Consider the following 24,784-nt stretch of genomic DNA (forward strand, 5'->3'; position numbering starts at 1 on the left):
CGTCAGAGGGCCCTTTACCGGTCCATGAAACTGATCCGGGAGTTCGAAGAACGCTGCCTGGCGATGGCGATCGCCGGTGAGATCAACGGCGGGATCCACCCGTACATCGGGCAGGAAGCCGTGGCCGTGGGCATCAGCGCGAACCTGACGGACCAGGACTTCATCACCAGCACGCACCGAGGGCACGGGCATGTGCTGGCGAAGGGCGCGGATCCGCGCCGCCTGCTCGCCGAACTCCTCGGTACCCTCGAAGGGTTCAACAAGGGACGCGGCGGATCGATGCACGCCGCGGACATGAAGCTGGGCATCCTGGGCGCCAACGGGATCGTCGGTGCCGGCGGGGCGATCGCCTCGGGCGCCGCTTGGGCGGCCAAGGCCCGGGGGAACTCGGAAGTCGTCGTCAGCTTCTTCGGCGACGGCGCGATGAGCCAGGGTGTCCTGCTGGAGGCCTTCAACCTGGCCTCGATCTGGTCCCTGCCGGTCTTGTTCGTCTGCGAGAACAACGGGTACGCGACAAGCCTCAAGCTCGAAACGGGGCTCGCGGGCAGCGCGGCGCGTCGTGCCGAAGGCTTCGGGATGGTCTCGCGCACTGTCGACGGCATGGACGTCGAAGCGGTGGCGGATGTCGCGGCGGAACTGGTCGAAGGATGCCGCGCGGGCCAGGGCCCTGCGTTCCTGGAATGCCGGACCTACCGGTTCTTCGGCCATCATTCCGTCCTCGAACTGCTGGGCGTCGAATTCCGCGACCGCGACGAAGTGGCCCAGTGGCGCGAACGAGATCCGATTCCCTTGCTGGGCGGGAAGTTGGGCGACGACGTCGTCGCCGAGATCGATGAAGCCGTCAAAAACCAGATCGACGAGGCCGTCGAGTTCGCGAGGAACGCCCCGTCGCCCGATCCGAAGGACGCACTGATGTACCTCTACGCGGGAACTGCCGCTGTCCGGCCGGGCGTGATCCTGTGAGCGAGCTGCCTTCTCCGGAGAACTTCGGCTACATGCACGCGATGAACCTCGCCCTGCACGCCGAAATGGCGGCCGACGAGGACGTTTTCCTACTCGGCGAGGACGTCGGCGTCGGCGCGAGCGGGGTGACCTCGGGGCTGCTGCCCCGGTTCGGCCCGGAACGAGTGCTGGACACGCCCCTTTCGGAACAGGCCTTCACCAGTTTCGGGACCGGCGCGGCGATGGCGGGCAAGAAGCCCGTGATCGAGTTCCAGATCTCTTCGCTGATCTACCTGGTGTTCGAGCAGATCGTGAACCAGGCCCACAAGTTCTCCTTGATGACCGGCGGGCAGGTGCGGATCCCTGTCACGTACCTCGTTTCGGGGTCGGGGTCGAGGTTCGGCTGGGCGGGTCAGCATTCGGACAACCCCTACAGCCTGCTCGCCCACGCCGGGATCAAGACGGTCGTCCCCGGACTACCGGCGGACGCGTACGGGCTGCTGCGGGCGGCGATCCAGGATCCTGACCCGGTGGCGGTGTTCGCTCCTTCTCCGCTGCTGGGGGCGACGGATCCGGCCTACGGGGGCGAAGACGAGATCGTGCCGCTGGGGGAGGCGAAGGTCGTCCGCGAGGGCGGCGACCTGACGGTGGTGGCGGTGGGCCAGCACGTCGGCACGGCGCTCGAAGTCGCCGAGAGTTTCAGCGACCGGGCGGACATCGAGGTCATCGACCCGAGAACGGTCTACCCCTTCGATTGGGACTGCCTCCGCAAATCGGTGAACAAGACCGGGCGCCTGGTCGTGATCGACGACTCGAACCGCATGTGCGGGTTGGGGGCGGAGATCGTCGCGACGGCGGCCGAAGAGTTCGACCTGGTGGCGCCGCCGAAGCGGGTTTGCCGTCCGGACGGAACCGTCATCCCGTACGCGCTCGCGCTCGACACGGCCCTGGTGCCGGGAGCCGGCCAGCTGACGGACGCCATCGAAGCGACGTTGAAGTAGGGAACCATGGAAGCCAACGAGACCTTGGACCGCTACCAGCGGACACAAGACGCCTTCGACGCCGTGCTCACCAAAGTGTCGCCGGAACAGTGGAACGCGGCGTCGGCGTGCGAACACTGGACGGTGCGCGACGTGGCGGGTCACGTCACCTGGGGGCTGGAGGTGCTGCGCCACCACCTGACGGGCCAGGAGTACACGGTGCGGAACGGACCTGCGGGCTCCGAAAATCCCGGCGAGCTGGCCGGTGAGGATCCGCTGGCCGGGTGGCGCGAGACCCGCGAAGCGACGGCCGCCCTCATCACCGATGACGTCCTCGTCCGGCCCGCCCCTGCCTGGTACGTGGCCAACCGTCCTGACGCGACCGTCACGGACTACCTGGCCTTGCTGACCTTCGACACCCTGGTCCACACCTGGGACGTCGGCTCCGCGCTCGGCGTGGACGTGCCCATGGAGCCCGACATCGTCGCGCCGTCGTTCTCCCTCGCCCGGCTGATCATCAGCCGCACGCCGGGCACCTTCGGGCCCAAGGTGAAACCGGCGCCGGGCGCCGATCAGCGGACGCGGTTCCTGGCGTTCCTGGGCCGGGTCTCGTGAGTGTTTTGGGTCGTTCTAACGACACTTACCACTCACGACCCCCTCGACCGACCAGTCCAGCCACAGAGACGCGGCGCTCGTAAGCCTCCTTGAAGGCCGCCTTCACGTCACGACACGGAGTCCCACGCGGCCCCGGAATGTCCCCAATGTGGCGTTGGGGACGCTCAACGTCCCCAACGCCACATTGGGGACACCTCTCCTCCTTGACGCGCGCCCAACTATCGCTATAACCTCTAACTATAGCGATAGCCACTAACGCGACCCAAGGAGAACCCTCATGTTCGGTCTTCGCACCGCCCTGCTCACCGTCCCGCTGGCGATCGCGGGCGTCCTCGGCGCCATCGCGCCCGCCCAGGCCGCCGTTCCCGACGCCAAGCCGACTTCACTTACCTGCCAAGGAAGAGGCATCGACCGCGCCGCCAAGGTGCGCTACCGGACCGAGACCTTCGTCAAGGCGCCGCTGCGCACCATCTGGGACCTGCAGACCGACGTGGAGGCCTGGCCGTCCTGGCAGAATCCCGCCATCCCCGTCACCATGAAACGCCTGGACCCAGGCCCGCTGCGCGAGCGTTCGCGGTTCCAGTGGACGATTCCCGTCCCGCCCGGCATGCCCTACCCTCCCGGCGACGTCACCATCGTTTCCACCGTCCGGCAGCTCCAGCCCGGCAAGTGCCTCCGCTGGACAGGCCCCCTGGACGGCCCCGGGGGCATGCACATCGACGGCGTCCACGTCTGGAACTTCGTCAAGGTGCGCGGCGGCGTCATCGTCCGCACCGAGGAAAGCCACACCGGCCCGCAGGTGGACAAGGACGTGCCGGGCTCCACCGAGATGCTCGGCCAGGGCCTCGAAATCTGGTTGAAAGATCTCAAGAAGGCCGCCGAAAACCGGTAGGGCCGAGCCCCGGCCTCTCCCTATGCTCCCGGCATGGAGATCATCGGGCCGGACGACGCCCTTCCCGGACGGCGCGTCCGGCGGGCCGCGGTGGCGGGTCCCGCCGGATCCGGGAAGTCGACGCTGGCGCGAACCCTGTGCGAGCGCATGGGGCTGCCGTTCGTCGAGTTCGAGTCCTTCTTCCACGCTCCGGGTTGGACGGTGCGCGAGACCTGGCAGGCCGACGTCCTGGAGTTCCTCGACGGCGACGAGTGGGCCATCGAGTGGCAGGGCGAAGAGGTCCGGGAGCGGATGACCGAACGGCTGGACGTGCTGGTCTGGCTCGATCACCCACGTGTCATGACGATGACCCGCACTGTGGTCCGGACGCTGAAGCGTCGCGTCGGGCGCGGCTCGAAGATCGCCGGTGGCAACGTCGAAGGTCCGCTGTACACGTTCTTCACCGATCCCGGGCACATCATCAGGCTCGCCTGGCGCTACCACCCGATGATTCGAGCCCGGGTACACAAGGTCATCGAGCAGAACCGCCACCCGGACCTCGTCATCGTCCGCCTGCGTGGCCAGCGTCAGGTCGACCGCTGGCTCGACGGGGCCCTCGCCCGGAACCTCCGCTAGCGAAGATCGCGGACGCGCCACACCACGGCTCCGCTGGAACTCGGTTCGATCCTGTCCACTGTGAACCCTTCGCGCTCGTAGAACGCGCCCGCGCGTTCATTGGCCGCGAAATGCTCGATGTAGAGCCGCCCGGCGTCCTCTGGCAACTGTCCGATGAGGGCGTCGAGCAGCCGACGGCCCAAGCCGCTCCCACGATGACGTGGATGCGCGTACAGCTTGTAGATCACGTGGTCTTCGCCGTCGCGGCCGCGCTGTCCGACGCCGACGAGGTGCCCGCCGTCGTCGGCGACCACCACCGCACCGCGAGCCACGGCACCGGCGATGTTCGTCTCGTGCCACCACATCCGGACCTGCTTGGCCGCGGCTTCTTCGCCGATCAACGGCGCGTAATGAGCTCGGACGTGCTCCTCTCCGAAGCCGCAGATGGCCATGACGTCGTCCCGTTCGGCGTTCCGCACCACCGGTCCGGTTCCCATCGCACCGTCCTTTCGCCACACGATGGCCTGATCTGCCACCCCGACCGGACCTTTCGGGCATTCCTTGGCCGCCGGGGTTGTCCGAATACCTACTTGGTGGTAACGATACGGTGCGGATCATGGCACGGCCGCCTTTTCATCGGACTTGGCTCGATGCCAGCGGGGAACGGCTTCACCTTGGAGATCGCGTGAGGCGGCGTGCCCACAACGAATCAGCCGTTACAGGGAGCAAGGTGTGGAGCCGGATCTGAAGCCAGGCGAAGACCTCCAGTACTACCTCGAACGACAAGCCCGTGAAATGCAGGAGAAGGCGACCCAGCTGGAGGAAGCCTTCTCCACCGCCGGCGCCACGGTGACTTCGCCGGACGGTTCCGTCACGGTGACGCTGGCGCCGAACGGCGCGCTGAGCAACATCCAGCTCGGCAGGCGGGCGTGCGCGCTGGGCGAGCCCCGGCTGACGGCGACGATCATGGCGACCGTGCGCGAGGCGCAGAGCAAGACCGCGCGTGCCGTGACAAGCGCGGTGGAGACCATCGTCGGTGACGGTGAAGCCGTCGAGATGATGAAGAGCTTCCTCCCGCCGGAACCGGCTGTCGACGCCTACATCGACCAGGTGAACAAGTTCGCCGAGACCCCCGAGCCGGACGAAGCTCCCCCGCCGCCGCGGCCCTTCACGCCGCCGCCACCACCGCAGCAGCAACAGCCGCCGACGAGGCCGGCACCTCCCCCACCACGACGTCGTCCGGCCCGTGACGACATGGACGAGGACGAAGGGAACCCCTGGTGAGCGGCGGACAAGACATCCCGGCTGCCGAAGCTTTCGACACCTTCGGCAAGAAGCTGGCCGGGCACGCGGACGACGTGCGCCAAACCGGTGACCTCGTCGGCCACATGGTCGCCGATCCGGGTCTGTACGGAGTCCTCATGGGTCAGATCATCGGCGCGGCAGCTTCCGCCTACTGCGCCGAGACGCGGGACGCCTTCAACAAGTACGGCGAGTCTCTCCAGAAGCACAAGGAGAAACTCGACAAGGCTTACAAGGAATACCAAGCCAACGAAGACCACGCGAAAGAGCAGATCTCGAAGGTCGACCAATGAGCGGCGCGGACACCGGAAAACTCGGTGACAAGAACAAATACGAAGACAATGTCGATTACAAGCCCAACGATTTCTGGCACAATCCGAAGGACCTGATCACTTCCGATGACACCCGCACCAACGGCGCGGGAATCATCAACACGATCGACCAGCTGCAATTCGCCGTCAAGGACAACGACAAGGTGATGCAGGGGATCGCGGGTGCGGGTCTCGTGCTCGAGACCCTCGGCCTGGTGATCGACCCGCTCGGCAGTGTCCTCGCCGCGGGAATCGGCTGGCTCATCGAGCACATCACCCCGTTCAGGATTCCGCTCGACATGCTCCTGGGTGACCCCGAGGGCATCTCGACAGCGGCCGCCGCCCTCGGCAAGGAAAAGGAAAAGATCGAGGGGCTGGCCCAAACCCTGAAGGACGAAGTCGGCAAACTCGTCGACTCATGGAAGGGCAACGCCGCCGACGCCTTCAAAAAGGCCACCGAGGACCTCGCCGCGGGCGTGGACGCGCTGGGCACGTCCCTTGAGTCCGCGAAGAAGACCGTGTCGATCTGCGGCGCCGTCATCGGTGCCGTCCGAGGGATCATCCGCGACCTCGTCTCCGGCGTGCTCGGCGGCATCCTCGCGGGCGCGATCGCCGCGATCGCGGCCATGCCGTTCACGTTCGGCACCTCGATCGGCATCTTCCTCGGCACCGTCTTCGCGACGGTCGCCGTGGCGCTGTCCAAGATCGGTATCCAGATCACGAAGCTGACCAAGGCGATCACCTCAGCGGCGAAGTCCATCAAGAACCTCTCGAAGAGCACCAAGGGTTTGGCCGACGACGCCGCCAAGGCGGTGGACGACGTCGTGCCCGCGCCTGGTGGTGGCGGACGCGGCTCTGGCAGTGGCGGTGGCTCCGGGAGCGGTAGCGGCTCCGGTGGTGGATCCGGCTCTGGATCCGGAAGCGGATCCGGCTCGGGCAGTGGGTCCGGTTCCGGTAGCGGCTCGGGTAGTGGCACCGGATCGGGCAGCGGTAGCGGGTCCGGTAGTGGTAGCGAGTCCGGAAATGGAAGCGGCTCGGGCAGCGGCAGCAACAGCGCCGACGGCTCCGGTTCCGGTAGTGGTTCCGGTTCCGGCAGTGGCTCGGGCTCGGGCAGCGGTGGCAACAGCCCTGACGGCTCCGGCTCGGGCAGCGGGTCCGGCTCCGGCAGCGGCTCGGGCTCGGGCAGCAACAGCGCCGACGGCTCCGGCAGCGGTGGCCCTGGCGGCCCATACCGTGACAACGGCGATCCCACCTACAACCCCTGGACAGACCCCAAGGCCGACAACGGCGCCGGTAGCGGTTCCGGCTCTGGCAGTGGCTCAGGCTCTGGTAACGGCTCGGGATCAGGTTCCGGCAGCGGCAGCGGTGGAACCAACAACGCTGACGGCAACGGTGGCACCGGCGGGACGGACAGCGGCGGCACTGGTGGCTCCGGCGGCCCATACCGCGACAACGGCGACCCCACCTACAACCCCTGGACAGACCCCAAGGCCGACAACGGCGCTGGTAGCGGCTCCGGTAGCGGTTCAGGCTCTGGCAGTGGTTCTGGCTCCGGCAGTGGCAGCGGGTCCGGCAGCAACAGCCCCGACGGCTCCGGCAGTGGTTCAGGTACCGGCTCCGGCAGCGGGTCCGGTTCCGGTTCTGGCAGCGGCAGCGGGTCCGGCTCCGGTACTGACAGCGGCAGCGGTTCCGGCTCTGGTAGTGGTTCCGGTTCAGGCTCTGGCTCCGGCAGTGGCAGCGGGTCCGGCAGCAACAGCCCCGACGGCTCCGGCAGTGGTTCAGGTACCGGCTCCGGCAGCGGGTCCGGCTCCGGTACTGACAGCGGCAGCGGCTCCGGCTCCGGTACTGACAGCGGCAGCGGCTCCGGCTCCGGTAGTGGTTCCGGTTCAGGCTCTGGCTCCGGCAGTGGCAGCGGGTCCGGCAGCAACAGCCCCGACGGCTCCGGCAGTGGTTCCGGCTCCGGCAGTGGTTCAGGTACCGACTCCGGCAGCGGCTCTGGCAGCGGGTCCGGTTCCGGTACTGACAGCGGCTCCGGCTCCGGCTCCGGCTCCGGCTCCGGTACTGACAGCGGCAGCGGTTCCGGCTCTGGCAGCAACAGTGCCGACGGTTCCGGCTCCGGATCGGGCGGAACCAACAACGCTGACGGCAACGGCGGAACCGGCGCTCCCCCCAAGGACGACAAGTCCTGGCTGTTCAACAGCAAGGAAAAGACGCACGACCTGTTCATGGACGGCGCGAAGAAGTACGCCAACGAGCACCCGGGCTCGATCAACCAGTACCAACTCGATGCCTTCGACAAGAAGATGAACGAGATCCTGAAGGTCATGGACGGGCCGGCGGGGTGGGCCGACAACAAGGAGTTCACCAAAGTCGTCGACGTCATCAAGCACATCACCGATCCGAACCACAACGGTTATGCGCTGATCACGAAGGGCACGATCGACATGATCCGCGGAGCGGTGCTCCCCGGCGTAGCGGCCGGAGGAGGCTTCTCCGACGAGTCACGCGGGAACAACGCTCCCTGATCCGGAGTAGAACGAATTGAGCCCGGTGCGGGTGTCCACACAGGACATCCGCACCGGGCTTTTCAAAGTCACACCGCGTTGCCGCTCAGCGGCGAATCCGGCGGCGCGCGGACCACAGCATCCAGGCCCCTGCCAGCAACGCGGCGAAGGCCAGCGCCAGCAGGTCGCTGGTGTGCGAACCGGTCGAAGCCAACGGCCCGGGACCAGGGTGCGTCGGGCCTACCGGCGGCGTCGGATCGTCAGGAGGATCGACCGGCGGCTCGCCGGGCGTGACCGGAGTTTCGGTCGAGCAGCCCGGTTCGTCCGGGGTGAGGCAGTTCGCGCCGGGAGTGGTGGAGGTGACCGCGTTGCGCAACTTCCCTTCCCCGGATCCGGCGGTGACCGAATATGTCACGACGACTTTCTGCCCGACAGCGAGCTTTCCGTGCCAGCGAAGCAGCTTTCCGCTCAGTGCCACGGATCCGCTCGTGGCCTTCGCGTCGCCGTTGTACGTTGCTCCATTGAGGACACTGGCCAAGTCGTCGGTCACGACGGCGTCTTCATAAACACCGGTGCCGGTACTGGTGATGGACAGCGTGTAGGTGACCTTGTCTCCGGGAGCGACTCCGCTCGACGGCGACGCCGTCTTGGCGATGACCATCGAGAGCACCGGGGTGCGGGTGGAACAGGCGGGATCCCGCTGCCCTGACGGCGGGCAGTTGGTCCCCTCGTCGCTCGAAACGGCGTTGTCCAGGAAGTGGTCCCCTCGAACGGGTTTCGCCACGGTGACCGAATAGGTGATGGTCGCCGACGCACCGGCGGCAACCGTGCCCGTCCAGGTCAGCTTCGGCGCCGTGTACGCCACGGTGCCCGCGGTGGCCCCCGCGTCGTCGTTGTAGGTCGCGTCGTCGAGGACCTTGGTCAGGTCGTCCGCGAACGAAGCACCCGGATACGGCGCCTGACCGGTGTTGCGCACGACCACCGTGTACGTGACCTTGCCGCCCGGTGCGGCCACCGCCGGGGTGGCCGACTTCGTGATGCGCAACGCCGGGGTGGGCAGCTCGTTGCGGCAGTCCGGGTCTTCGGAGCCCTCTTCACAGTTGGACCCCGCGCCGGTGACCACGTTGACCAGGCGTTTGTCGCCCTTGTTGGTCACGACGACCGAGTAGGTGACGGTGGCCTTGTCGCCGGGGGCGAGGGAACCGGTCCAGGTCAAGGTCGGCGGGCCGACGGCGACCGTCACCGTGCCGGAATCCGCTTTGGCGTCACCGTTGTAGGTGGCGTCGTCCAGCACCCCGGAAAGGTCGTCGGTGAACGACGCGGCGGGATCCGTTGCCGCGCCGACGTTTTCGACGGTGACGGTGTACGTGATGGTGTCGCCGGTCTTGACCTCGTCGGGGGTGGCCGTCTTGCGGATCTTCAGCGACGGCACCGGCGTGACCGTCCCGCAGTCCGGATCGGCCGAATCCGGCGGGCAGTTGCCGTCCGGGGTGCCGACGACGGCGTTGGACAGCTTCTTGTCGCCGCCGGGCGGGCGGTTCACGGTGACGGAATAGGTGATGGTGACGGTGGCACCGGCCGCGACGTCGCCGGTCCAGCTCACCACCGGGGCCTCGTAGCCGGTGGTGCCGCCGGTCGCCGTGGCGTCGTCGTTGTAGGTCGCGTCGTCGAGGACACCGGTCAGGTCATCGGTGATCCGCGCTCCCGGGTACGCCGCGGTTCCGGTGTTCTGGACGCGCACCGTGTAGGTGAGCCGCTCGCCCGGCCGGGGAGCGGCCGGTGTGGCGGTCTTGGCGATCCGCAGGGCCGCGACCGGGGTGACGGCGGAGCAGTCCGGGTCCGTGGAGCCGGGCGGGCAGGTCGAGTCGTCGGTGCCGGTCACGGCGTTGCGCAGCGTCCGGTCCCCGGTGGGCGGCTTGTTCACGGTCACCGAGTAGGTGATGGTCACCGTGGCGCCCGCCGGGAGGTCCGCCGTCCAGGTCAGCTTCGGCTCCGCATACGCGACGGTGCCCGCGGTGGCCCGCGCGTCCCGGTTGTAGGTCGCGTCGTCCAGGGCGCCGCTCAGGTCGTCGGTGAACCGGGCATCGCGGTAGACGCCGCTCCCGGGATTGCTCGCTGTCACGGTGTAGGTGACGACCTGGCCCGGCTTCGCGCTCGCCGGTGCCGCGGTCTTGGCCAGCACCAGTACCCCGATCGGGGTTTCGGTCGCGCAGTCGGGATCCGAACCATTTTCCGGGCAGGTGGAGCCGTCCGGGCCGACGACGACGTTGGTCAGCCGCCGATCCCCGGCGGGCGGTTTGCCGACGGTGACCGAATAGGTGACCGTCACCGTGCTTCCCGCGGGGACATCACCGGTCCAGGTGAGTTTCCGGCCCGGCTCGTCGAAGGTGGTGGCGCCCGAGGTGGCGGAGGCATCGCCGTTGTAGGTGGCGTCGTCGAGGACACCGGTCAGGTCATCGCTGAACGAAGCCCCCGGGTAGGCCGCCGGGCCGACGTTGCGCACCTTCACCGTGTAGGTGACCTTGTCCCCGGGCATGGCCGAGGCCGGGCTCGCCGTCTTCTTGATCTCCAGGGCGCCGATCGGGGTCTCAGTGCCGCAGGCCGGGTCGGTACTTCCCGGCGGGCACGTCGAGCCGTCCGGACCGGTGACCGCGTTACGCAGCACCTTGTCCCCGGCCGGCGGCGTGCCGACCTTCACCGAATAGGTGATGGTGACGGTCTTCCCGGCAGGGATGTCGCCGGTCCACGTCAACGTCGGACTGTCGTAGGCGGGTTGTGCCGGAGTGGGCGTCCCGTCTGCGGCGGCGACGGCGTCACCGTTGTAGGTGGCGTCGTCGAGGACGCCGGACAGATCGTCGCTGAGGGTCACTCCTGTCGCGGCCGAACCGTCGAGGGTGCGGGCTGTCAGGGTGTAGGTCACGACGTCGCCGGGTTTGGCTGTTTCCGGAGCGGCCGACTTCGTGATCACGAGCCCGTTGATCGGCTCGTCGGTGCCGCAGGCCGGATCCGCACTGCCTTCGGGGCAGGTGGAGCCGTCCGGGCCGACGACGACGTTGGTCAGCCGCTTGTTCCCGCCCGGCGGGTTCGCGACTGTCACCGAATAGGTGATCGTGACCGTGCTGCCCTTCCCGACGGCACCGGCCCAACGCAGAGTCTTGTCAGCCCCGGAGTAGGTCACGACGCCGGTGGTCGCGGTGGCGTCGCCGTCGTACGCCGCGTCATCGACCACATCGGACAGATCGTCGACGGCGGTGGCGTCCGCCCAGTCGGCCGTGCCGTCGTTGGTGAGCTTGACCGTGTAGGTGACCTTCTGGCCGGGCATGGGCTTCTTCGGCGCGCTGCTCTTGGCGATCTTCAACGTCGCCACGTCGACCCGCGCGGCGCAGTCCGGGTCCTTCCCGCCCTCGGCGCAGTTGCTGTCCGGCACGGTCACGACGTTGTCGAGCTTCTTGTCGCCGCCCGGTGGCGAACCGATCGTCACCGAATAGGTGATCGTCACGGACGCACCGGGGCCGAGGTCGCCGGTCCAGGTCAGCCGTTTCCCCGCGGCGTCGTACTGGGGTTTCCCCAGCTCGGCGCCGTTCGACAGGGCCTTCGCGTCGTCGTTGTAGGCGGCGTCGTCCACCACTCCGGACAGGTCGTCGGTGACGACCGCCCCGGGCGCCGTCGCCGTACCCTCGTTGGCGACCGTGACGGTGTAGGTGACCTTGTCACCCGGTTTCGCCTCGGTCTTGTCCGCCTTCTTGGCGACGACGAGCCGTTTCGTCAGATCCGGGGCGATAGAGCAGCTGGCCAGGTCGGTGATGGGCCAGGTCCCGCCGGATTCGGAGATGATCCGGCCGACCTGGTTGGTGTGCGCGTTGCCGCCGGGCACCTGCCGGGAAACGCCCGTGCGCGGATCGACCTTGTACAGCGCGCCGCCGTGGTAACCGAGGTAGATCGAGCCGTTCAGGAAGGCCATGCCGTAGTTGTCGAAGCCGTTGGACGAGCCGGGGCCGGTGACCTTCACCGCCTGGGTGGTCTCGCCGGTGCCCGGATCGAACCGGTAGATGTAGCTCTGTCCGCCGTAGACGATCCCGTAGTACACGCCACCGGAGGAGTCGACGAACAGGTCGGGAACGAGCGATCCCCCGGCGAACACGGGGTCGTTCGCCGGGACGGGCTTCAGCGTGGAGCCGCGGGAGAAGGTCTTCGTCGCGCCGCTGGCCAGATTCATCGCGAACAGCACCGGCGCCCCGCCGTTCTGCGCGCCGTAGAGCATCCCGGTGGCGGGATCGGCGCCGAGTCCTCCCCAGTTGGTCCCGGCGGGGAGCTTGCGGGGCTCGCCCCCGGCGATCTCGTCGGTGACGGTGTTCGTCCCCGACACGTGCTTGTAGAGCGTGAGATTCCCGGTGGTGTAGCTGGAGTAGAAGGCGGCGACCCGGCCGGTGTCCGGATCCTTGCCCAGCGCCATGTTCGTCGACCAGTAGTCCGGCAGGCCCGCGCCCGCCCGCTTGCTGATCACCGTGTTCTGGATCTCCGCGTCCCCCGCGGCGCCGGCGCGGAACTGCATGCCGGACCGGAAGTTGCTGTAGTAGAGGTGGTCGCAGTCGAACGTCGACGGGTCGTTCTCGCCCTGCACCGGCCAGGTCGCCGCCTGCGCCGTCCCCGTCGTGACGAGGGTTCCGAAAAGGACAGCCAGCACCGTGCCGAACGCCAAAACCCGGCGTGACAACGGTTTCGGTACACGGCGCCGACGTTGTGCGACGACCATGAAGAGCCTCCCGGTGGCGAGCGAACTCAGCCCGACGCTACAAGCCGCACCACGAGCCTCAACTCGAAAGCCGAGGCGCCACCTGAACGTGTTCGATCATGGGTGAGACGAAATCGGTTCCGCTCAAGCAGCCGCTGTGCTTTCGTTCGGGCATGACTGAGCGGGTGAACATCTCCTCCGGTGGGGACTTCGAGCAGATTTTCGGCTACAGCCGCGCGGTGCGCGTCGGCGACCACATCCATGTTTCCGGGACGACGGCGCGTGAACCGTTCCGTTCGGGGGACGCGTACGAACAGGCCTCGGCCGTGCTTTCGATCATCGAAACCGCTTTGCGGGAAGCTGATTCGAGCTTGGCCGCGGTGGTGCGCACGGTCACCTACGTGACCGACATCAAGGACGCCGACCTGGTGGCGCGGGCGCACCGCGAAGCCTTCGGCGACGTGCTGCCCGCGGCCACCATGGTCGAGGTCTCGGCATTGCTCGACCCGAAGATGAAGGTCGAGATCGAGGCGTACGCCATCGAGAAGTAACTACTTCCCGAACGACCCGACCAGCGCTTCGGGAGCCTCACGAGTCTCGTAGAGCTTCCAGAAGGCGTCGGCGAAGACATCCGGGTGGATCACTTCGGGCTCGAAGTCCAGCGGGCTCGAGGTGAGCACCCGATGCGGAACGCTGCCCTCGATCAGCGCGCCGACGTTGACGGCTCCGGCGTAGACGCCCTTCTCGGCGAGCACGGCGTTCAGGTTGTGGAAGTAGTTCCGCAACGCGGCCTGCGCCATGCCGATGTTGCCGAGGAACGGCGACGGATACAGACCGGACTGGCCCGCGGTGAACAGGATCGCGCCGTCGCCGCGCTCGGTCATGTCCGGCAGCACGGCGCGGACCAGCGCCACCGCGGACACCAGGAACCGGTCCAAGATGAGCCGCAGGTTCTCCGGATCGACGTCGAGCACCGGCGCGATGCCCTCCCCCATATCCCCGCCGCCGGGGTTGAAGGCGACCGCGTCGATCCGGCCGATGGCGGCGACGGCGGACTCGATCCGCGCCGGCTCGTAGACGTCGGCGACGTACCCCTTCGCCTCGATGCCGTCGCCGTCGAGTTCGGCGACGAGCGCGTCGAGGTTCTCGGTGGTGCGCGCGACGAGGGCGATACGGAAGCCCTCGCGGCCGAAGCGGCGGGCGAGAGACAGCCCCAACACCGGTCCGGCGCCGAAGATCGCGAGCGTCTTGGTCATTTCGTCCTCCCGGAATCACTAAGTTGAGGATGCCCTCAACTTCTTCGAACGTACACGCAACTTGAGGCCACCTTCAACTTGACTAGGATGTGGTCATGAGGAAGGACGCCCAGCGCAACCGCGACCTGCTGGTCGAGGCCGCCAGGGGGCTCTACGCGGTCCGCGGCCTCGACGTCGCGCTCGAAGAGATCGCCAGGGCCGCCGGCGTCAGCATCGGCACGCTGTACAACCACTTCCCCCAGCGCGCGGATCTGGTGAGCGCCGTCTTCGCCGACCGGACCGAGACCGTCGCGAAGCTGGCCGAGCACGCGCTGTCCCTCGACGACGGCTGGGCCGGATTGACGTCCTTCGTCGAACGGGTCTGCGAACTCCAGGCCGCCGATCGCGGCTACAACGAACTCGCCTCGACACGGCCGCCACAGACCGAGGACCTCGAACGCGGGTACGAACTCATGAACCGGATCGTCGAACGCGCCAAGGAGAGCGGGGCTCTGCGCGCCGACTTCACCCTCGAAGACATGGCCTTCGTGACCTGGGGGATCGCGCGCACCGTGGAGGCGACGGCGGACGTCCGGCCGGAGGTCTGGCGCCGCCATCTCGCCCTGCTGTTCGACGGGATGCGTGCGCCCGCCGCGAACCCGTTGCCGGAACCGCCGATGCTGCCCGGCGAGCTGGCCCGGGTCATGGGCGGCTGCGGCTGAAACCCGCGGGCAACCCAGACCTCCTCCGGAACGTGTTCACCTCGGAGGGAAGGTCCGATGAAGACGAAATTTCTGCTCGTTGCCCTGCTGGGGGCCCTTTTCGCGACGACGGCTTGTTCCGGGGAGCCACCACCGGCGCCCGTGACCGTCACAGCCACTCCGTCGTCCACAGCGCCTATTGCGCCTGCCGGGCCGGACGCCAAGACGGTCGAGTGGCTCGACGGGGTGTGCGGCACGGTGTACGGCTACATGAAGGCCCATGACGAGTACTCGCGCAAGCAGCGGTCGGGAACGGAAGTGACCCGCGGCGCGCTGAAGGAAGAACTCGGGATCCGCGCGGGATTCGCGGGCAAGGTCGTCGACGACCTGACAGCGCTGCCCCCGTCGCCGATTCCCGGCGGCGACGCGGTGAAGAAGTCCCTTGTGGACCGGTACACCGCGGCCAGGGACGCGGCGAACGCCGGGAAGCAGCGCCTGGAGAAGTCCGGGAACGGAGCGGCCATGGACGCGGCGATCAAGGCGATGGACGAAACCCAGAAGCCGGTCACGGACACTCCCGATCTCCTGCCCTCACTCAAACTCGAGACGCCGGAGCTGATGGCCGCCGCGGCCACGGCCAAGAACTGCGCGTCCCCTCGCTGACCGGAGTCCCCATGAAAACGAAAACTCTGCTCGTGTTCCTCACAGGAGCGCTGTTCGCGGTGACGGCCTGCTCGGGCGAGGCGGCTCCCCCACCGCCGACAGTCACCGTCACCCCGACGTCCACCACACCCCAGCCGGACACCAAGACGGTGGCCTGGCTGGACGGGATGTGCGGCGCGATCTTCGGTTACGTGAAGGCCAGCAACGACCACGCGAGCAAGCAGGGCTCCGGCGTCGAGGTGACGCGACCCTGGCTGAGCGACAGCCTCGGGGTCCGGGCCGAATTGGCGGGCAAGGTCGTCGATGGGCTGAATGCCCTGCCCGCGTCCCCGATTCCCGATGGGGACACGGCCAAGAAGTCCCTTGTGGACAGTTACACGACGGCGAGGGACGCGGCGGCGGAAGGAAAGCGGAAGCTGGACGCCTCCAAGAGCCAGACCGCGCTGGACGCCGGCCTCAAAGCCCTGGAGGCGGCGCAGAAACCGCTCACGGAGACCACCGATCCGTTCGCGGCGGTCAAAATGGACACGCCGGAAATGCTGGCCGCCATGGCCGCCGCGAAGAAGTGCGTGCCCACTCCCTGACCCGCTTGAGGTACGTGAAGGACCCCTTCATTGCGCCTAGCGCAGTGAAGGGGTCCTTCACGTACTTGGAGAAGGGGTGAAGGTCGAGTTTCTTCGGCTGAGCCGAGGGAAGGAGGCCTTCACGGACACGGCCTGGGATCAGGAGCAGGTACCTAAGACGCCTTTGGTTCCAACCGTCCTTATCGCTCACGAGGCACTTGGCCGACGCCTGCCGCGGCCCACGCTCCGGGGCGTGTTGCGAAAGTGGCTTTCGCAACACGCCGAGTGCGTACCCGCGCGAAGCCCGTCCCCGCCGACGCCTCATCGCCGCTTCTCGTGTCGCGAAAGCCACTTTCGGGACGTCTGATGTCGCGAAAGTGGCTTTCGCGACACTCACCGGTGCCTCCAGCGCTCAGGAAGGAGGGGTGAACCCCGGCGGCATGACCATCGGCCGTCCGGTGTTCAAGCCGCCGTCGACGAGCACCGAAGTCCCGGTCAGATAGCCGAAATCCGGCGACGCCAACGCGAGTACGGCCGAAGCGATCTCCGACGCCTCGCCCATCCTCGGCAGACCGTGGACGTTCAGCGGCCCCCAAGCCTTCTTGAACTGTGCCCACAGGTCGTCCGGGATACCCGGCGGACGCACCAGGCGGGTGTCGATCGTTCCGGGGTCGATCGACAGTACCCGGATCCCCTTCGCGCCGTAGTCCAGCGCGGCCGCGCGCACCAGACCTTGCACGGCGCGTTTGCTGGAGGTGTAGGCGGCGTGTCCCGGCCTGGTCTGGTCGGCCTGCGCCGAAGCGGTGCAGATGATCGCCCCGCCGCCCGCCTTCAGCAGATGCGGCACCTCGTGTTTGATCGAGAGGAAAACCCCGCGCGCGTTGGTGCGCTGCACGTCTTCCCATTCGTCGAGGGAGATCTCGTGCAACGGCTTGCCGATGTGGATCCCGGCGTTGTTGAACGCGATGTCAAGCCTGCCGTACCGGCGGGCGACACCGTCCACAAAGGCCTGTACCTGCTCGGGAACCCGGACGTCGGCCCGGAAGTAGGTCGCCTCTCCGCCCGCGTGACGGATCTCCCGTTCGACCTCGCGGCCGAGCTCTTCCCGCCTGCCACAGAAACCGACTTTGGCACCGGCCGCGGCGAAGGCGATGGCCGTCGCCCGGCCGATCCCCGACGTCGCTCCCGTGACGATCACGACCTTGCCCGCGAACCGCCGCCGGTCTTCCCCCGCCGCGGCGGGGTTCGCGGCCAGCATCGCGACACCGGCCGCCGCCGCGCCCCCGAGTACCGCGCGCCTGCCCACTGCCTTGCCCACAGGTTCCTCCCAGATGGATAGTCTCACTTTCCAAAACAGAAAGTAGAACTATCTATCTGAGAGAACTCTCAAGAACCGATCTCCGGCGTGATCCCGCCCGCCGCGGCGAGTGCTCGATGCAGCGCGAGTTCCGCCGTCGGCCCTTCGGCCAGCACGATCCCGGTGCAGGACCGCTGATCCGCGAGGTGCCGGATCTCGTCACCGGGACTCGCCGTCGGATACCACTCCGGCGCACCGGGCAGGCCGGGCAGCCTGTCGAGCCCGGACCAGCCCTTGAGCACGCCTTCCCCGGCCGGGTACGCCAGGACGAACCCGATCCCCGGTCCCCCGCCGATCTCCTGGGTGAGCAGAGCGGGCTCCTCGCCCAGCGCCATCGAGATCATCGCGGAATAGACGTTGGTGCCCAGCGACCGGCACAGCGCCTCGCCGAGCATCGCCCCGCCGATCCGGATGTTGATCTCGACGACCTCCGGCCCGTCCGCGGTGAGCACGAACTCGGTGTGCGCGAAGCCCTGATCGTGTCCGGCAGCCTTGAGCACCCGGCCGATCCAGTCGGCCAGTTCGGCGTTTTCGGCCTCGGGGAAGACCACCGGGAACGCGGCGGCCTCCTCGCGTCGCACGGGTTCGGGCGACAGCTGACGCGAGAGGACGCCGAGCAGCCGGGTCATTCCTTGCCAGGTGACGGTTTCCGCGCTGTAGAGCGGCCCGGCGAAATACGGTTCGGCGATCAGGTGCCCCTTGAGCGGCGTGTCCTTCGCCTCCTGCCGGGCCCGGTCGAGTTCGGCCGCGTCGCGGACGAGCCACACGCCACGTGACGACGTTCCCGAAGAATCCTTGACCACCAAAGGAAAGCCGAGTTCTTCGGCAGCCTCGACGGGTACCGGCCTGCCGCGGGTGAGCCCGTGTTCGTACAGCAGATCGCGCACCGCGCCCTTGTCCCGCAGCACGCGGACGGCCGCCGCGTCCGGGCCGGGCAGGCCGAGCCGGGCGGTGAGCTCGGCACCCGGCAGCGCCCAGGTGTCGGTCGAGTTGATGATCCCGGCGAGATCCGGGATCGCGCGCAACGCGGTTTCGCAGGCCGCGATGTCGGTGGTGTCGATGTCGACGACCTCGACCCTGCCCGGCGCGAGGATGCCGAGTTCGTAGCGGTAGATCTCGCGGTTTCCGGTGAACAGCACCAGTTTCCGCCCGGCTTCCGCCGCGGCGTCGGCCAGCCTGCCCAGCCCGAAGGTGAGCGCTTCCAACAAGACGATGGTCACGAGACCCGTTCCTTCCGGTACAACTGCTGCGCGGGTATCCCGAATCGGCGGCGCCGCCACTCCATCGCCGCCCACGGCAGGGCGAGGTCGTCCAGCGAGGCGATCTCGCGCGGCGCGAGCCCCGCCGGGTCGACAGCCTCCCGATGCCGGGCGAAGACCCTTGCCGTGTAACGGTGTCCGGTGTCCGCACCGATCACGACGTGCGTCCGCTCCGGGTTCAGCGCCGCCTCCCAGCCCGCGACGAGGTACGCGGCACCGGTGGAAAGCCCGGCGAAGATGGCGTGATCGCGCATCAGGCCGATGGTCGCGGCCATGGCGTGCACGAAGTCCAGCCAGTGGATCCGGTCGTACAGTTCGTGATCGACGTTGCCGAACGGGATGGCGGAACCGATCCCCGCGATGATCGCGTCCGGATCGGTGAACCGCTCGCTGCCGAAGGTGACACTGCCGAACGGCTGGACCCCGGTCAGGCGGACGTCCGGATCGCGTTCGCGCAGCGACCGCGCGATCCCGCCGGTGGACGCGCCGGTGCCCACACTGCCGACGACGGTCAGCGGGCCGGACGGCAGCGCGCGGGCGACGAGGTCCGCGACCTCGCCGTACCCCAGGTAGTGCACGGGATCGTGGTACTGCCGCATCCAGTGCATGTCCGGATGCCGTTCCAGGAGTTCGTGCACGCGCGCGACCCGGCGCCGCTGGTCGAGGCGGAGATCCTCGGACGGCGGCATCTGGTCCACCGTCGCGCCCAGGATCTCCAGCTGCGAGCGCATGGTGAGATCGACGGTGGTGGACGCCACGATGTGGCAGCGCAGGTCGTAGCGGTGGCAGGCCATCGCCAGCGCGAGCGCGTAGATCCCGCTGGAGCTGTCGATCAGCGTCTGTCCTTTTCGGACGGTACCGTCGGCGAGCAGCGACCGGACGGCGCCGAGCGCCGCGTAGACCTTCAGGGTTTCGAAGCGGATCAGCACGACGTTCGAGGTGAGCCGGATCAACGCCGGTGTCTTGATGGCGTCGGTGACGTGTTCGTGGACCGGCGCGGTCATCGCGGTCACCGGCCGATCGAGCGCAGGTACGCGGCCAGTGACTCGGCGCCCGCCGCGTTGCGCGGACCGCTCACGAGGTCCCCGTAGGAGACGACGTGGAACCGGTTGTCGCGCACGGCGGGCGTGTTCTTCAGTTGCGGCGCGGCTTTGATGAACGCGATCTTGTCCGTCGCGGGCTGGTCGGCGTAGTCCACCACGACGATCACCTCGGGTTCGGCCTTCACTACCGCTTCCCAGCCGACGCTGCCCCAGCCGTCCTGGAGGTCGCGGAAGACGTTGCTTCCGCCCGCGGCGTCGATGATGTCGTTGGGAGCGGCGTGTTTCCCGGCGGTGTAGGGCTGGTCGGTGCCGGAGTCGTAGACGAACACCTTGGCGGGCGGGGTCTTCGGCGCTCCGGCGCGGACCTTGTCGAAGCGTCCCTTGAGTTCCGAGACCAGTTCGTCGGCCCGCTGGCGGACACCGAAGATGTCGCCGAGGTTGCGCAGGTCGGTGTAGAGCGCCTCCAACGGCGTCACCTCCGACTTCGCGGTCGGGTACTCCCAACAGGTCTCGGTGTGCAGATAGCTGCGGATACCGACCTGCTCCAGCAGTTTCGGAGTGATTCCGCGTTCCTCGCTGAACCCGGAGTTCCAGCCCGCGATCACCCAGTCCGCCTTGGCGTTGACCAGGATCTCGCGGGTGACCCGCGAGGTGCCGAGCCGTTCGACTTTGGCGTAGTCGTCCTTCCATGGCGAGCCCGCGATCGACGGATCGCCGAGCGAGTTCATGACGTAGCCGCGCATCCGGCCGGCGAGCCCGAGCGCGAACATCTTCTCGGCACCGGAAACGTCGTAGGCCACCGGACGCTGCGGCGCCGGGAAGCTGACCTGCGCGCCGCAGTTGGTCACCGTGGCCTGTGCCGGCGCGGCCGGTCCGGCCTCGACCTGGGCGCCGCAGGCACTCAGGAGCAGTGCCGCGGCGAAGAGCGCGATCACCCTGGACGGCTTCATCGTGAGATCCCCTCGGTTTCATCGGCGGGAAGGTCGTAAAGCAACTGGAGCGCGCCGGTCACGGGATGGGTCACCTGGGTGACCTCGACGCCGAAGACCGTGCGGACCGTTTCGGGCGTGAGCACTTCGGCCGGGGTGCCGCAGGCGGCGAGCGTTCCACCGCGCAGCAACGCGATCCGGTGACAGACGGCGGCGGCGAGGTTGAGGTCGTGCAGGGCGACGAGCACGGTGAGGCCGCAGTCGCGCAGGAACTTCAGCAGTTCCACCTGGTGCCGGACGTCGAGGTGGTTGGTCGGCTCGTCGAGGACCAGCACTTCGGGTTCCTGCACGAGCGCCCTGGCCACCAGGACCCGCTGTCGTTCGCCGCCCGAAAGCGTCAGCACGCTGCGCTGGGCGAGGTGGGTGATGTCCAAGCGCCGCAACGCTTCCCGGCACAGCGCGCGTTCGCGGGCCGAAAGCCGGAGGTTGCCGCGCTGATGCGGCGACCGGCCGAGCGCGACGACCTCCTCGACGGTGAAGTCCAGATCCGCCCGGCTGTCCTGGGTGAGCGCGGCGATCCGGCGGGCGGTGTCACGCAAGCCCTGCTCCGCGAGATCGGTGCCGTCGAGCAGGACAGCGCCGCCGGACGGTGTCAGCGCCCGGTAGACGCAGCGCAACGCCGTCGACTTGCCGCTGCCGTTGGGTCCGAGGAGGCCGACGACCTCGCCCGCGCCGACGTCCAGGTGCAGCTCGCGGATCAGCGTCGATCCGGCCACCTCGACGGAAAGTTCGTTCAGGGACAGCATCAGCGACCTCCGAACGCGTAGCCGCGGCGCCGCATCACGACGAGGAACACCGGGACGCCGATCAGCGCGGTGATCACGCCGAGCGGAAGCTCTTCGGGCGCGACGAGGGTACGGGCGAGCAGGTCGACCCACACCAGGAAGACCGCGCCCACCAGCGGCGCGAGCGCCAGCACCCGGCGGTGTCCCGAACCGGCGACCATCCGCACCACATGAGGCAGGACCAGTCCGACGAACCCGATCGAGCCGCTCACGGCGACCAGCAGCCCGGTGACGACAGCGGTGAGCAGGAAGAGCCAGCGGCGTAACGCGGCCGCGTCGGTGCCGAGGCTCATCGCGGTCTCGTCGCCCATGGACAGGACGTCGAGCGCGGTGCCGTAGCGCAGCAGGACCACGATCGCGACGGCCACGCCGAGCGCGGCCAGCGGCAGGGACGCCCAGGTCGCCGACCCGAGGCTGCCGAGCAGCCAGAACAGCACGGTCTGCGCGGCCTGGCCGTTCGGCGAGAGGTAGACGAGCACGCTCATCACGGCCTGGAAGGCGTAGGTGAGCGCGACCCCGGTGAGCACGAGACGCAACGGCGTCAGGCCGAATCGGCTGCGGGCGGCGAGGTAGACCAGCGCCGTCGCGGCCAGCGCGCCGAGGAAGGCGGCCGTCGACAACGCCAGCACGCCGAGCCCCGCGAACAGGCCGAATACCACGACGGCGGCGGCACCGACCGAGGCACCCGAGGAGATCCCGAGCACGAACGGATCGGCGAGGGCGTTGCGGACCAGGGCCTGCACGGCGACCCCGACCACCGCGAGCCCCGCGCCGACCACGGCCGCCAGCAGCACCCGAGGGGTGCGGACCTGCCAGACGATCGAGTACCCGGTGACCTCGTCGCCGGTGATGACGCCGCCGGTGATCGCCTTTCCCAGGTAGCGCAAAACATCCGGGAGGGCGACGGTGGTCGGGCCGAGCGCGATGCCCGCGATCAGTGAGAGCACGAGCGCCGCCGAAAGCAGGAGCACCGGGCCGGTGAGCCGGAGCGGACGAGCGGCTCTGTCGTCGTCCGGTTCCGCGAACAGGCGGAGCGGTTCAGCCGGCACGTTCACCGCGCACGATCAGGCGGCGCGCGTGGTTGTCGTAAGGCGATCCGTCGAAGTCGCCGAAGCACTCGACACCGGTGAAGCCCACCGTTTCGAACAGTGCCTTCAGTTCCGCGGCGCTGTAGAGAAAGGACAGGATCGACGCCTGCCTCGCCGCGCCGTCGCGGACCAGGGTCCACTCGGTCTCGAGCCGGGTCCAGTCGTCGAGGATGGTGTCGCGCATGAACACCGTCCCGCCCTCGACGTCGACCGCCTTCGGGCGACCGACCCAGCCGGCCAGCACTTCCTTGCCGAGCACGTCGATCAGCAGCCTGCCGCTGGGCGCGAGGCTGGCGTAGGCGTTTCGCAGCACGGTGAGGTTGTCGCCGGGCTCGGTGAAGTAGCCGAACGAGGTGTACATGTTGACGATCAGGTCGTACGCGCCGGGCTCGACGTATTCGAGCATGTCGGCCTGGATCAGCTTCGCGGCGACTCCCGCGCTTTCACAGGCCTCGCGCGCCCGTTCGAGCATGGCCGGGCTGAGGTCGACGCCGGTCACGTCGGCGCCCTTCCTGGCCAGCGGTACGACGTGGATCGCCGGGCCGCACGCCAGGTCGAGCACCTTCGCGCCATCTGCGAACTCGAACAGCGGTGACGTGGCCGTCAGGCGTTCGGCCTCCTCGGCCCGGCTGGGCGGGAACATGACGTCCGCGAAGCCGACCCACAGGTCGTCGTCCTCGTACCAGTGCATCTCTCTCCGCTCGCCACGCCGCAGGATTCAGCCCCACAAGTCGTCGGAGAGTCGTCTTCGGTTCCCGGTGTGCCGACCTTTCTCGTGGAGTGATCACGCGACCGCGGTCACGGAGGCGGGATCAGGTCGATGAAGAACGTCTGATCAGGCGCGTCGGAGCAGCGTTCGCGGACGACCTCGGTACCCGCGACGGTGTCCAGATCACGCAGGCCGAGGCATTGACTGGTGCCGACAGGGCGGATGACGAAGCGCCCGACCTCCGCCGGCCCGGCCGAGGCGATGGTGAACAGCTGGTCCATACCATCGTCGTCACAGTCGTCGCGGGGTTCGACCAGGTCGTGCCCCAGTCCTTCGTTCACGACCGTGAGGCAGCCGACCCCGGTCTCCGGATGGTGCCACTGGATCTGCACGGCGTTCTCGTCCCCGACGGGGTCGATGAACACCCGTGGCGACGTTTCGCCACCGCAAGGCTGCTGGGCGACGATCGTGCCGGAGTAGAGCTGGGTCCGGTCCGTCCCCTCGGCCAGGCAGAATTCGGGAGAGCGGGCGGGCCGGATCTGTGCCCAGCTGCCCACTTCCCGCACGTCCAGCCCCGGCACCGCGGCCACGGGGGCCTTGTTCTTGGGGGACGCGACGAAGGACCGGGTCAGATATCCCAGGGTGCAGACGAAGACGACGCTCACGATCGCGATCACGATGGTCGGCAAGCGCCGGCGCCGACGGCGAGGCGGTCCCGATGCGGGCCCCGGCACCGGTTCCGGTTCGGGTTCCGGCGACGGGACGGCGGTCACCGGCACGTCGTCGACGATCCGCAGCGGAACCCCCATCGCGATCCGCGTCCGGACGTCGAGCCAGCGCCGCACCTGTTCGTCGTCGAGCCCGCACGCGCGCGTGAACGTCTCGACGAACGATTCACGGGGCAGCGTGGTACGGCCGAGCGTGGTCGCGACCGTACTCGCCGGAAGTGTGCCCCCGAGCTCTTTCGCCCGTCCGGCCAGCTGCCGATAAGTCAAGCCGGACCACGTTCTCAATACGCGCAGTGCCGCCGTGAACTCAGCCGGTGAAGCCCCTGAGTCCGGTGGTTGAACTGACGCCGGCGACTCCCCGTCGTCGCCCCCCTCATCAACGATCATCGTTCTAGATTGACGGAGCCGATCTGAGCCGCGATACCGCCGTTCAGCGGTGTCGGAATCTGCTGTTCGGGCCACTCGAACAGTTTCGAACAAGGCCGAACTACTCGAAGGTTGCCCACGCGCTGGTCAGGAAGTCAGGCTGACCTCAGTCGGCACCACGCCGGCCACACCGGGGGAGGCTCGGGAATTCCGGGCTCCGAACGTGAGCAAACGAGAAGAATCCGTGAGTCCATCGTCAAGGGCGACGGTGAACCCGGCGGAAACACCTGGTTCACCTCGGAAGGCATCCACTGAAATCTCTGCTTTGAACACCGGGTGACGCTTGCCGTCACCCGGACTGGGCGGCTGATCCACCGATTCCGAAGAAATACTCTCGCATGCCGACAATTCCAGCATAGGCGAGGA

23 protein-coding genes are annotated in these 24,784 nt (G+C 68.2%); 12 read left to right on the forward strand and 11 right to left on the reverse strand.

The features are described from left to right. Nucleotides 1–24: 24 nt before the first annotated feature. From ACZ6YV_RS07460 to ACZ6YV_RS07480, 5 genes are all read left to right on the forward strand, one after another. Nucleotides 25–963 (forward strand): thiamine pyrophosphate-dependent dehydrogenase E1 component subunit alpha, encoded by a 939-nt coding sequence (locus ACZ6YV_RS07460; protein ID WP_465508830.1) that lies wholly within the window; start codon nt 25–27, stop codon nt 961–963. After that, nucleotides 960–1,943, forward strand: coding sequence for an alpha-ketoacid dehydrogenase subunit beta (locus ACZ6YV_RS07465; RefSeq protein WP_465508831.1), 984 nt, complete (start codon nt 960–962; stop codon nt 1,941–1,943). The genes ACZ6YV_RS07460 and ACZ6YV_RS07465 overlap by 4 nt, the downstream gene beginning before the upstream one ends. A gap of 6 nt (nt 1,944–1,949) precedes the next feature. Continuing rightward, on the forward strand, nt 1,950–2,537 hold the full coding sequence (locus ACZ6YV_RS07470) for a TIGR03086 family metal-binding protein (RefSeq protein WP_465508832.1): 588 nt from the start codon (nt 1,950–1,952) through the stop codon (nt 2,535–2,537). Nucleotides 2,538–2,814: 277 nt separating this feature from the next. Then, the gene (locus ACZ6YV_RS07475) at nt 2,815–3,429 is read left to right on the forward strand and encodes an SRPBCC family protein (protein ID WP_465508833.1); all 615 of its coding nucleotides are present in this window, start codon (nt 2,815–2,817) and stop codon (nt 3,427–3,429) included. Nucleotides 3,430–3,462: 33 nt separating this feature from the next. Beyond that, on the forward strand, nt 3,463–4,044 hold the full coding sequence (locus tag ACZ6YV_RS07480; RefSeq protein WP_465508834.1) for a P-loop NTPase family protein: 582 nt from the start codon (nt 3,463–3,465) through the stop codon (nt 4,042–4,044). On the opposite strand, the gene ACZ6YV_RS07485 is transcribed toward ACZ6YV_RS07480, so the two are convergent. Then, entirely contained in the window at nt 4,041–4,520 is a 480-nt protein-coding gene (locus ACZ6YV_RS07485; protein ID WP_465508835.1) for a GNAT family N-acetyltransferase, read from the reverse strand. The two genes, ACZ6YV_RS07480 and ACZ6YV_RS07485, sit on opposite strands and share 4 nt — an antisense overlap. Before the next feature lie 235 nt (nt 4,521–4,755). Here ACZ6YV_RS07485 and ACZ6YV_RS07490 point away from each other — a divergent pair, with 235 nt between their 5' ends. From ACZ6YV_RS07490 to ACZ6YV_RS07500, 3 genes are read left to right on the forward strand one after another with little or no spacing between them, the layout of a single operon-like run. Then, nucleotides 4,756–5,307, forward strand: a complete 552-nt coding sequence (locus tag ACZ6YV_RS07490; protein ID WP_465508836.1) for a YbaB/EbfC family nucleoid-associated protein — start codon at nt 4,756–4,758, stop codon at nt 5,305–5,307. Continuing rightward, complete coding sequence (locus tag ACZ6YV_RS07495; RefSeq protein WP_378245513.1) at nt 5,304–5,618, forward strand: hypothetical protein; 315 nt, start codon at nt 5,304–5,306, stop codon at nt 5,616–5,618. The genes ACZ6YV_RS07490 and ACZ6YV_RS07495 overlap by 4 nt, the downstream gene beginning before the upstream one ends. Continuing rightward, nucleotides 5,615–8,161 carry a WXG100 family type VII secretion target gene (locus ACZ6YV_RS07500; RefSeq protein ID WP_465508837.1) on the forward strand — a complete coding sequence of 849 codons (2,547 nt, stop codon included), beginning with the start codon at nt 5,615–5,617 and terminating at the stop codon, nt 8,159–8,161. The genes ACZ6YV_RS07495 and ACZ6YV_RS07500 overlap by 4 nt, the downstream gene beginning before the upstream one ends. An 85-nt stretch (nt 8,162–8,246) precedes the next feature. Here the strand turns inward: ACZ6YV_RS07500 and ACZ6YV_RS07505 are convergent, their stop codons facing one another. Further along, on the reverse strand, nt 8,247–12,893 hold the full coding sequence (locus ACZ6YV_RS07505; protein ID WP_465508838.1) for a DUF7927 domain-containing protein: 4,647 nt from the start codon (nt 12,891–12,893) through the stop codon (nt 8,247–8,249). A gap of 152 nt (nt 12,894–13,045) precedes the next feature. Here ACZ6YV_RS07505 and ACZ6YV_RS07510 point away from each other — a divergent pair, with 152 nt between their 5' ends. Then, a complete protein-coding gene (locus tag ACZ6YV_RS07510; protein WP_465508839.1) occupies nt 13,046–13,423 on the forward strand; it encodes a RidA family protein in 378 nt (125 codons plus the stop codon). On the opposite strand, the gene ACZ6YV_RS07515 is transcribed toward ACZ6YV_RS07510, so the two are convergent. Continuing rightward, nucleotides 13,424–14,128 carry an SDR family NAD(P)-dependent oxidoreductase gene (locus ACZ6YV_RS07515; protein WP_465508840.1) on the reverse strand — a complete coding sequence of 235 codons (705 nt, stop codon included), beginning with the start codon at nt 14,126–14,128 and terminating at the stop codon, nt 13,424–13,426. It abuts the gene before it with no gap. 95 nt (nt 14,129–14,223) lie between these two features. On the opposite strand from ACZ6YV_RS07515, the gene ACZ6YV_RS07520 reads away from it, so the two are divergent. From ACZ6YV_RS07520 to ACZ6YV_RS07530, 3 genes are read left to right on the forward strand one after another with little or no spacing between them, the layout of a single operon-like run. Then, nucleotides 14,224–14,829 carry a TetR/AcrR family transcriptional regulator gene (locus tag ACZ6YV_RS07520; RefSeq protein ID WP_465508841.1) on the forward strand — a complete coding sequence of 202 codons (606 nt, stop codon included), beginning with the start codon at nt 14,224–14,226 and terminating at the stop codon, nt 14,827–14,829. Between the two features lie 57 nt (nt 14,830–14,886). Beyond that, nucleotides 14,887–15,471, forward strand: coding sequence for a hypothetical protein (locus tag ACZ6YV_RS07525; RefSeq protein ID WP_465508842.1), 585 nt, complete (start codon nt 14,887–14,889; stop codon nt 15,469–15,471). Nucleotides 15,472–15,482: 11 nt separating this feature from the next. Beyond that, complete coding sequence (locus tag ACZ6YV_RS07530) at nt 15,483–16,055, forward strand: hypothetical protein (protein ID WP_465508843.1); 573 nt, start codon at nt 15,483–15,485, stop codon at nt 16,053–16,055. Between the two features lie 391 nt (nt 16,056–16,446). On the opposite strand, the gene ACZ6YV_RS07535 is transcribed toward ACZ6YV_RS07530, so the two are convergent. The 8 genes from ACZ6YV_RS07535 to ACZ6YV_RS07570 form a co-directional block, all read right to left on the reverse strand. After that, the gene (locus tag ACZ6YV_RS07535; RefSeq protein ID WP_465508844.1) at nt 16,447–17,352 is read right to left on the reverse strand and encodes an SDR family NAD(P)-dependent oxidoreductase; all 906 of its coding nucleotides are present in this window, start codon (nt 17,350–17,352) and stop codon (nt 16,447–16,449) included. 68 nt (nt 17,353–17,420) lie between these two features. Continuing rightward, nucleotides 17,421–18,611: an ATP-grasp domain-containing protein gene (locus tag ACZ6YV_RS07540; protein ID WP_465508845.1), complete on the reverse strand. Its 1,191-nt coding sequence runs from the start codon at nt 18,609–18,611 to the stop codon at nt 17,421–17,423. After that, on the reverse strand, nt 18,608–19,663 hold the full coding sequence (locus ACZ6YV_RS07545) for a cysteine synthase family protein (RefSeq protein ID WP_465508846.1): 1,056 nt from the start codon (nt 19,661–19,663) through the stop codon (nt 18,608–18,610). Before ACZ6YV_RS07545 ends, ACZ6YV_RS07540 begins: the two co-directional genes overlap by 4 nt. After that, nucleotides 19,660–20,643, reverse strand: a complete 984-nt coding sequence (locus ACZ6YV_RS07550; protein WP_465508847.1) for an ABC transporter substrate-binding protein — start codon at nt 20,641–20,643, stop codon at nt 19,660–19,662. The genes ACZ6YV_RS07545 and ACZ6YV_RS07550 overlap by 4 nt, the downstream gene beginning before the upstream one ends. Further along, nucleotides 20,640–21,428: an ABC transporter ATP-binding protein gene (locus ACZ6YV_RS07555; RefSeq protein ID WP_465508848.1), complete on the reverse strand. Its 789-nt coding sequence runs from the start codon at nt 21,426–21,428 to the stop codon at nt 20,640–20,642. The genes ACZ6YV_RS07550 and ACZ6YV_RS07555 overlap by 4 nt, the downstream gene beginning before the upstream one ends. Further along, nucleotides 21,428–22,516 carry a FecCD family ABC transporter permease gene (locus ACZ6YV_RS07560; protein ID WP_465508849.1) on the reverse strand — a complete coding sequence of 363 codons (1,089 nt, stop codon included), beginning with the start codon at nt 22,514–22,516 and terminating at the stop codon, nt 21,428–21,430. The genes ACZ6YV_RS07555 and ACZ6YV_RS07560 overlap by 1 nt, the downstream gene beginning before the upstream one ends. After that, the gene (locus tag ACZ6YV_RS07565; protein ID WP_465508850.1) at nt 22,506–23,246 is read right to left on the reverse strand and encodes a class I SAM-dependent methyltransferase; all 741 of its coding nucleotides are present in this window, start codon (nt 23,244–23,246) and stop codon (nt 22,506–22,508) included. The genes ACZ6YV_RS07560 and ACZ6YV_RS07565 overlap by 11 nt, the downstream gene beginning before the upstream one ends. Before the next feature lie 107 nt (nt 23,247–23,353). Continuing rightward, on the reverse strand, nt 23,354–24,379 hold the full coding sequence (locus tag ACZ6YV_RS07570) for a helix-turn-helix domain-containing protein (RefSeq protein WP_465508851.1): 1,026 nt from the start codon (nt 24,377–24,379) through the stop codon (nt 23,354–23,356). Nucleotides 24,380–24,784 lie beyond the last annotated feature (405 nt).

The sequence above is a fragment of the Amycolatopsis sp. NPDC102522 genome (genome assembly GCF_055584485.1).

Bases quoted from the DNA above. Each gene is read 5' to 3' on its own strand.
- ACZ6YV_RS07460 (WP_465508830.1), top strand. From the start codon at position 25: ATGAAACTGATCCGGGAGTTCGAAGAACGCTGCCTGGCGATGGCGATC.
- ACZ6YV_RS07470 (WP_465508832.1), top strand. From the start codon at position 1,950: ATGGAAGCCAACGAGACCTTGGACCGCTACCAGCGGACACAAGACGCC.
- ACZ6YV_RS07475 (WP_465508833.1), top strand. From the start codon at position 2,815: ATGTTCGGTCTTCGCACCGCCCTGCTCACCGTCCCGCTGGCGATCGCG.
- ACZ6YV_RS07480 (WP_465508834.1), top strand. From the start codon at position 3,463: ATGGAGATCATCGGGCCGGACGACGCCCTTCCCGGACGGCGCGTCCGG.
- ACZ6YV_RS07485 (WP_465508835.1), bottom strand. From the start codon at position 4,520: ATGGGAACCGGACCGGTGGTGCGGAACGCCGAACGGGACGACGTCATG.
- ACZ6YV_RS07500 (WP_465508837.1), top strand. From the start codon at position 5,615: ATGAGCGGCGCGGACACCGGAAAACTCGGTGACAAGAACAAATACGAA.
- ACZ6YV_RS07505 (WP_465508838.1), bottom strand. From the start codon at position 12,893: ATGGTCGTCGCACAACGTCGGCGCCGTGTACCGAAACCGTTGTCACGC.
- ACZ6YV_RS07510 (WP_465508839.1), top strand. From the start codon at position 13,046: ATGACTGAGCGGGTGAACATCTCCTCCGGTGGGGACTTCGAGCAGATT.
- ACZ6YV_RS07515 (WP_465508840.1), bottom strand. From the start codon at position 14,128: ATGACCAAGACGCTCGCGATCTTCGGCGCCGGACCGGTGTTGGGGCTG.
- ACZ6YV_RS07520 (WP_465508841.1), top strand. From the start codon at position 14,224: ATGAGGAAGGACGCCCAGCGCAACCGCGACCTGCTGGTCGAGGCCGCC.
- ACZ6YV_RS07525 (WP_465508842.1), top strand. From the start codon at position 14,887: ATGAAGACGAAATTTCTGCTCGTTGCCCTGCTGGGGGCCCTTTTCGCG.
- ACZ6YV_RS07530 (WP_465508843.1), top strand. From the start codon at position 15,483: ATGAAAACGAAAACTCTGCTCGTGTTCCTCACAGGAGCGCTGTTCGCG.
- ACZ6YV_RS07550 (WP_465508847.1), bottom strand. From the start codon at position 20,643: ATGAAGCCGTCCAGGGTGATCGCGCTCTTCGCCGCGGCACTGCTCCTG.
- ACZ6YV_RS07555 (WP_465508848.1), bottom strand. From the start codon at position 21,428: ATGCTGTCCCTGAACGAACTTTCCGTCGAGGTGGCCGGATCGACGCTG.
- ACZ6YV_RS07565 (WP_465508850.1), bottom strand. From the start codon at position 23,246: ATGCACTGGTACGAGGACGACGACCTGTGGGTCGGCTTCGCGGACGTC.
- ACZ6YV_RS07570 (WP_465508851.1), bottom strand. From the start codon at position 24,379: ATGATCGTTGATGAGGGGGGCGACGACGGGGAGTCGCCGGCGTCAGTT.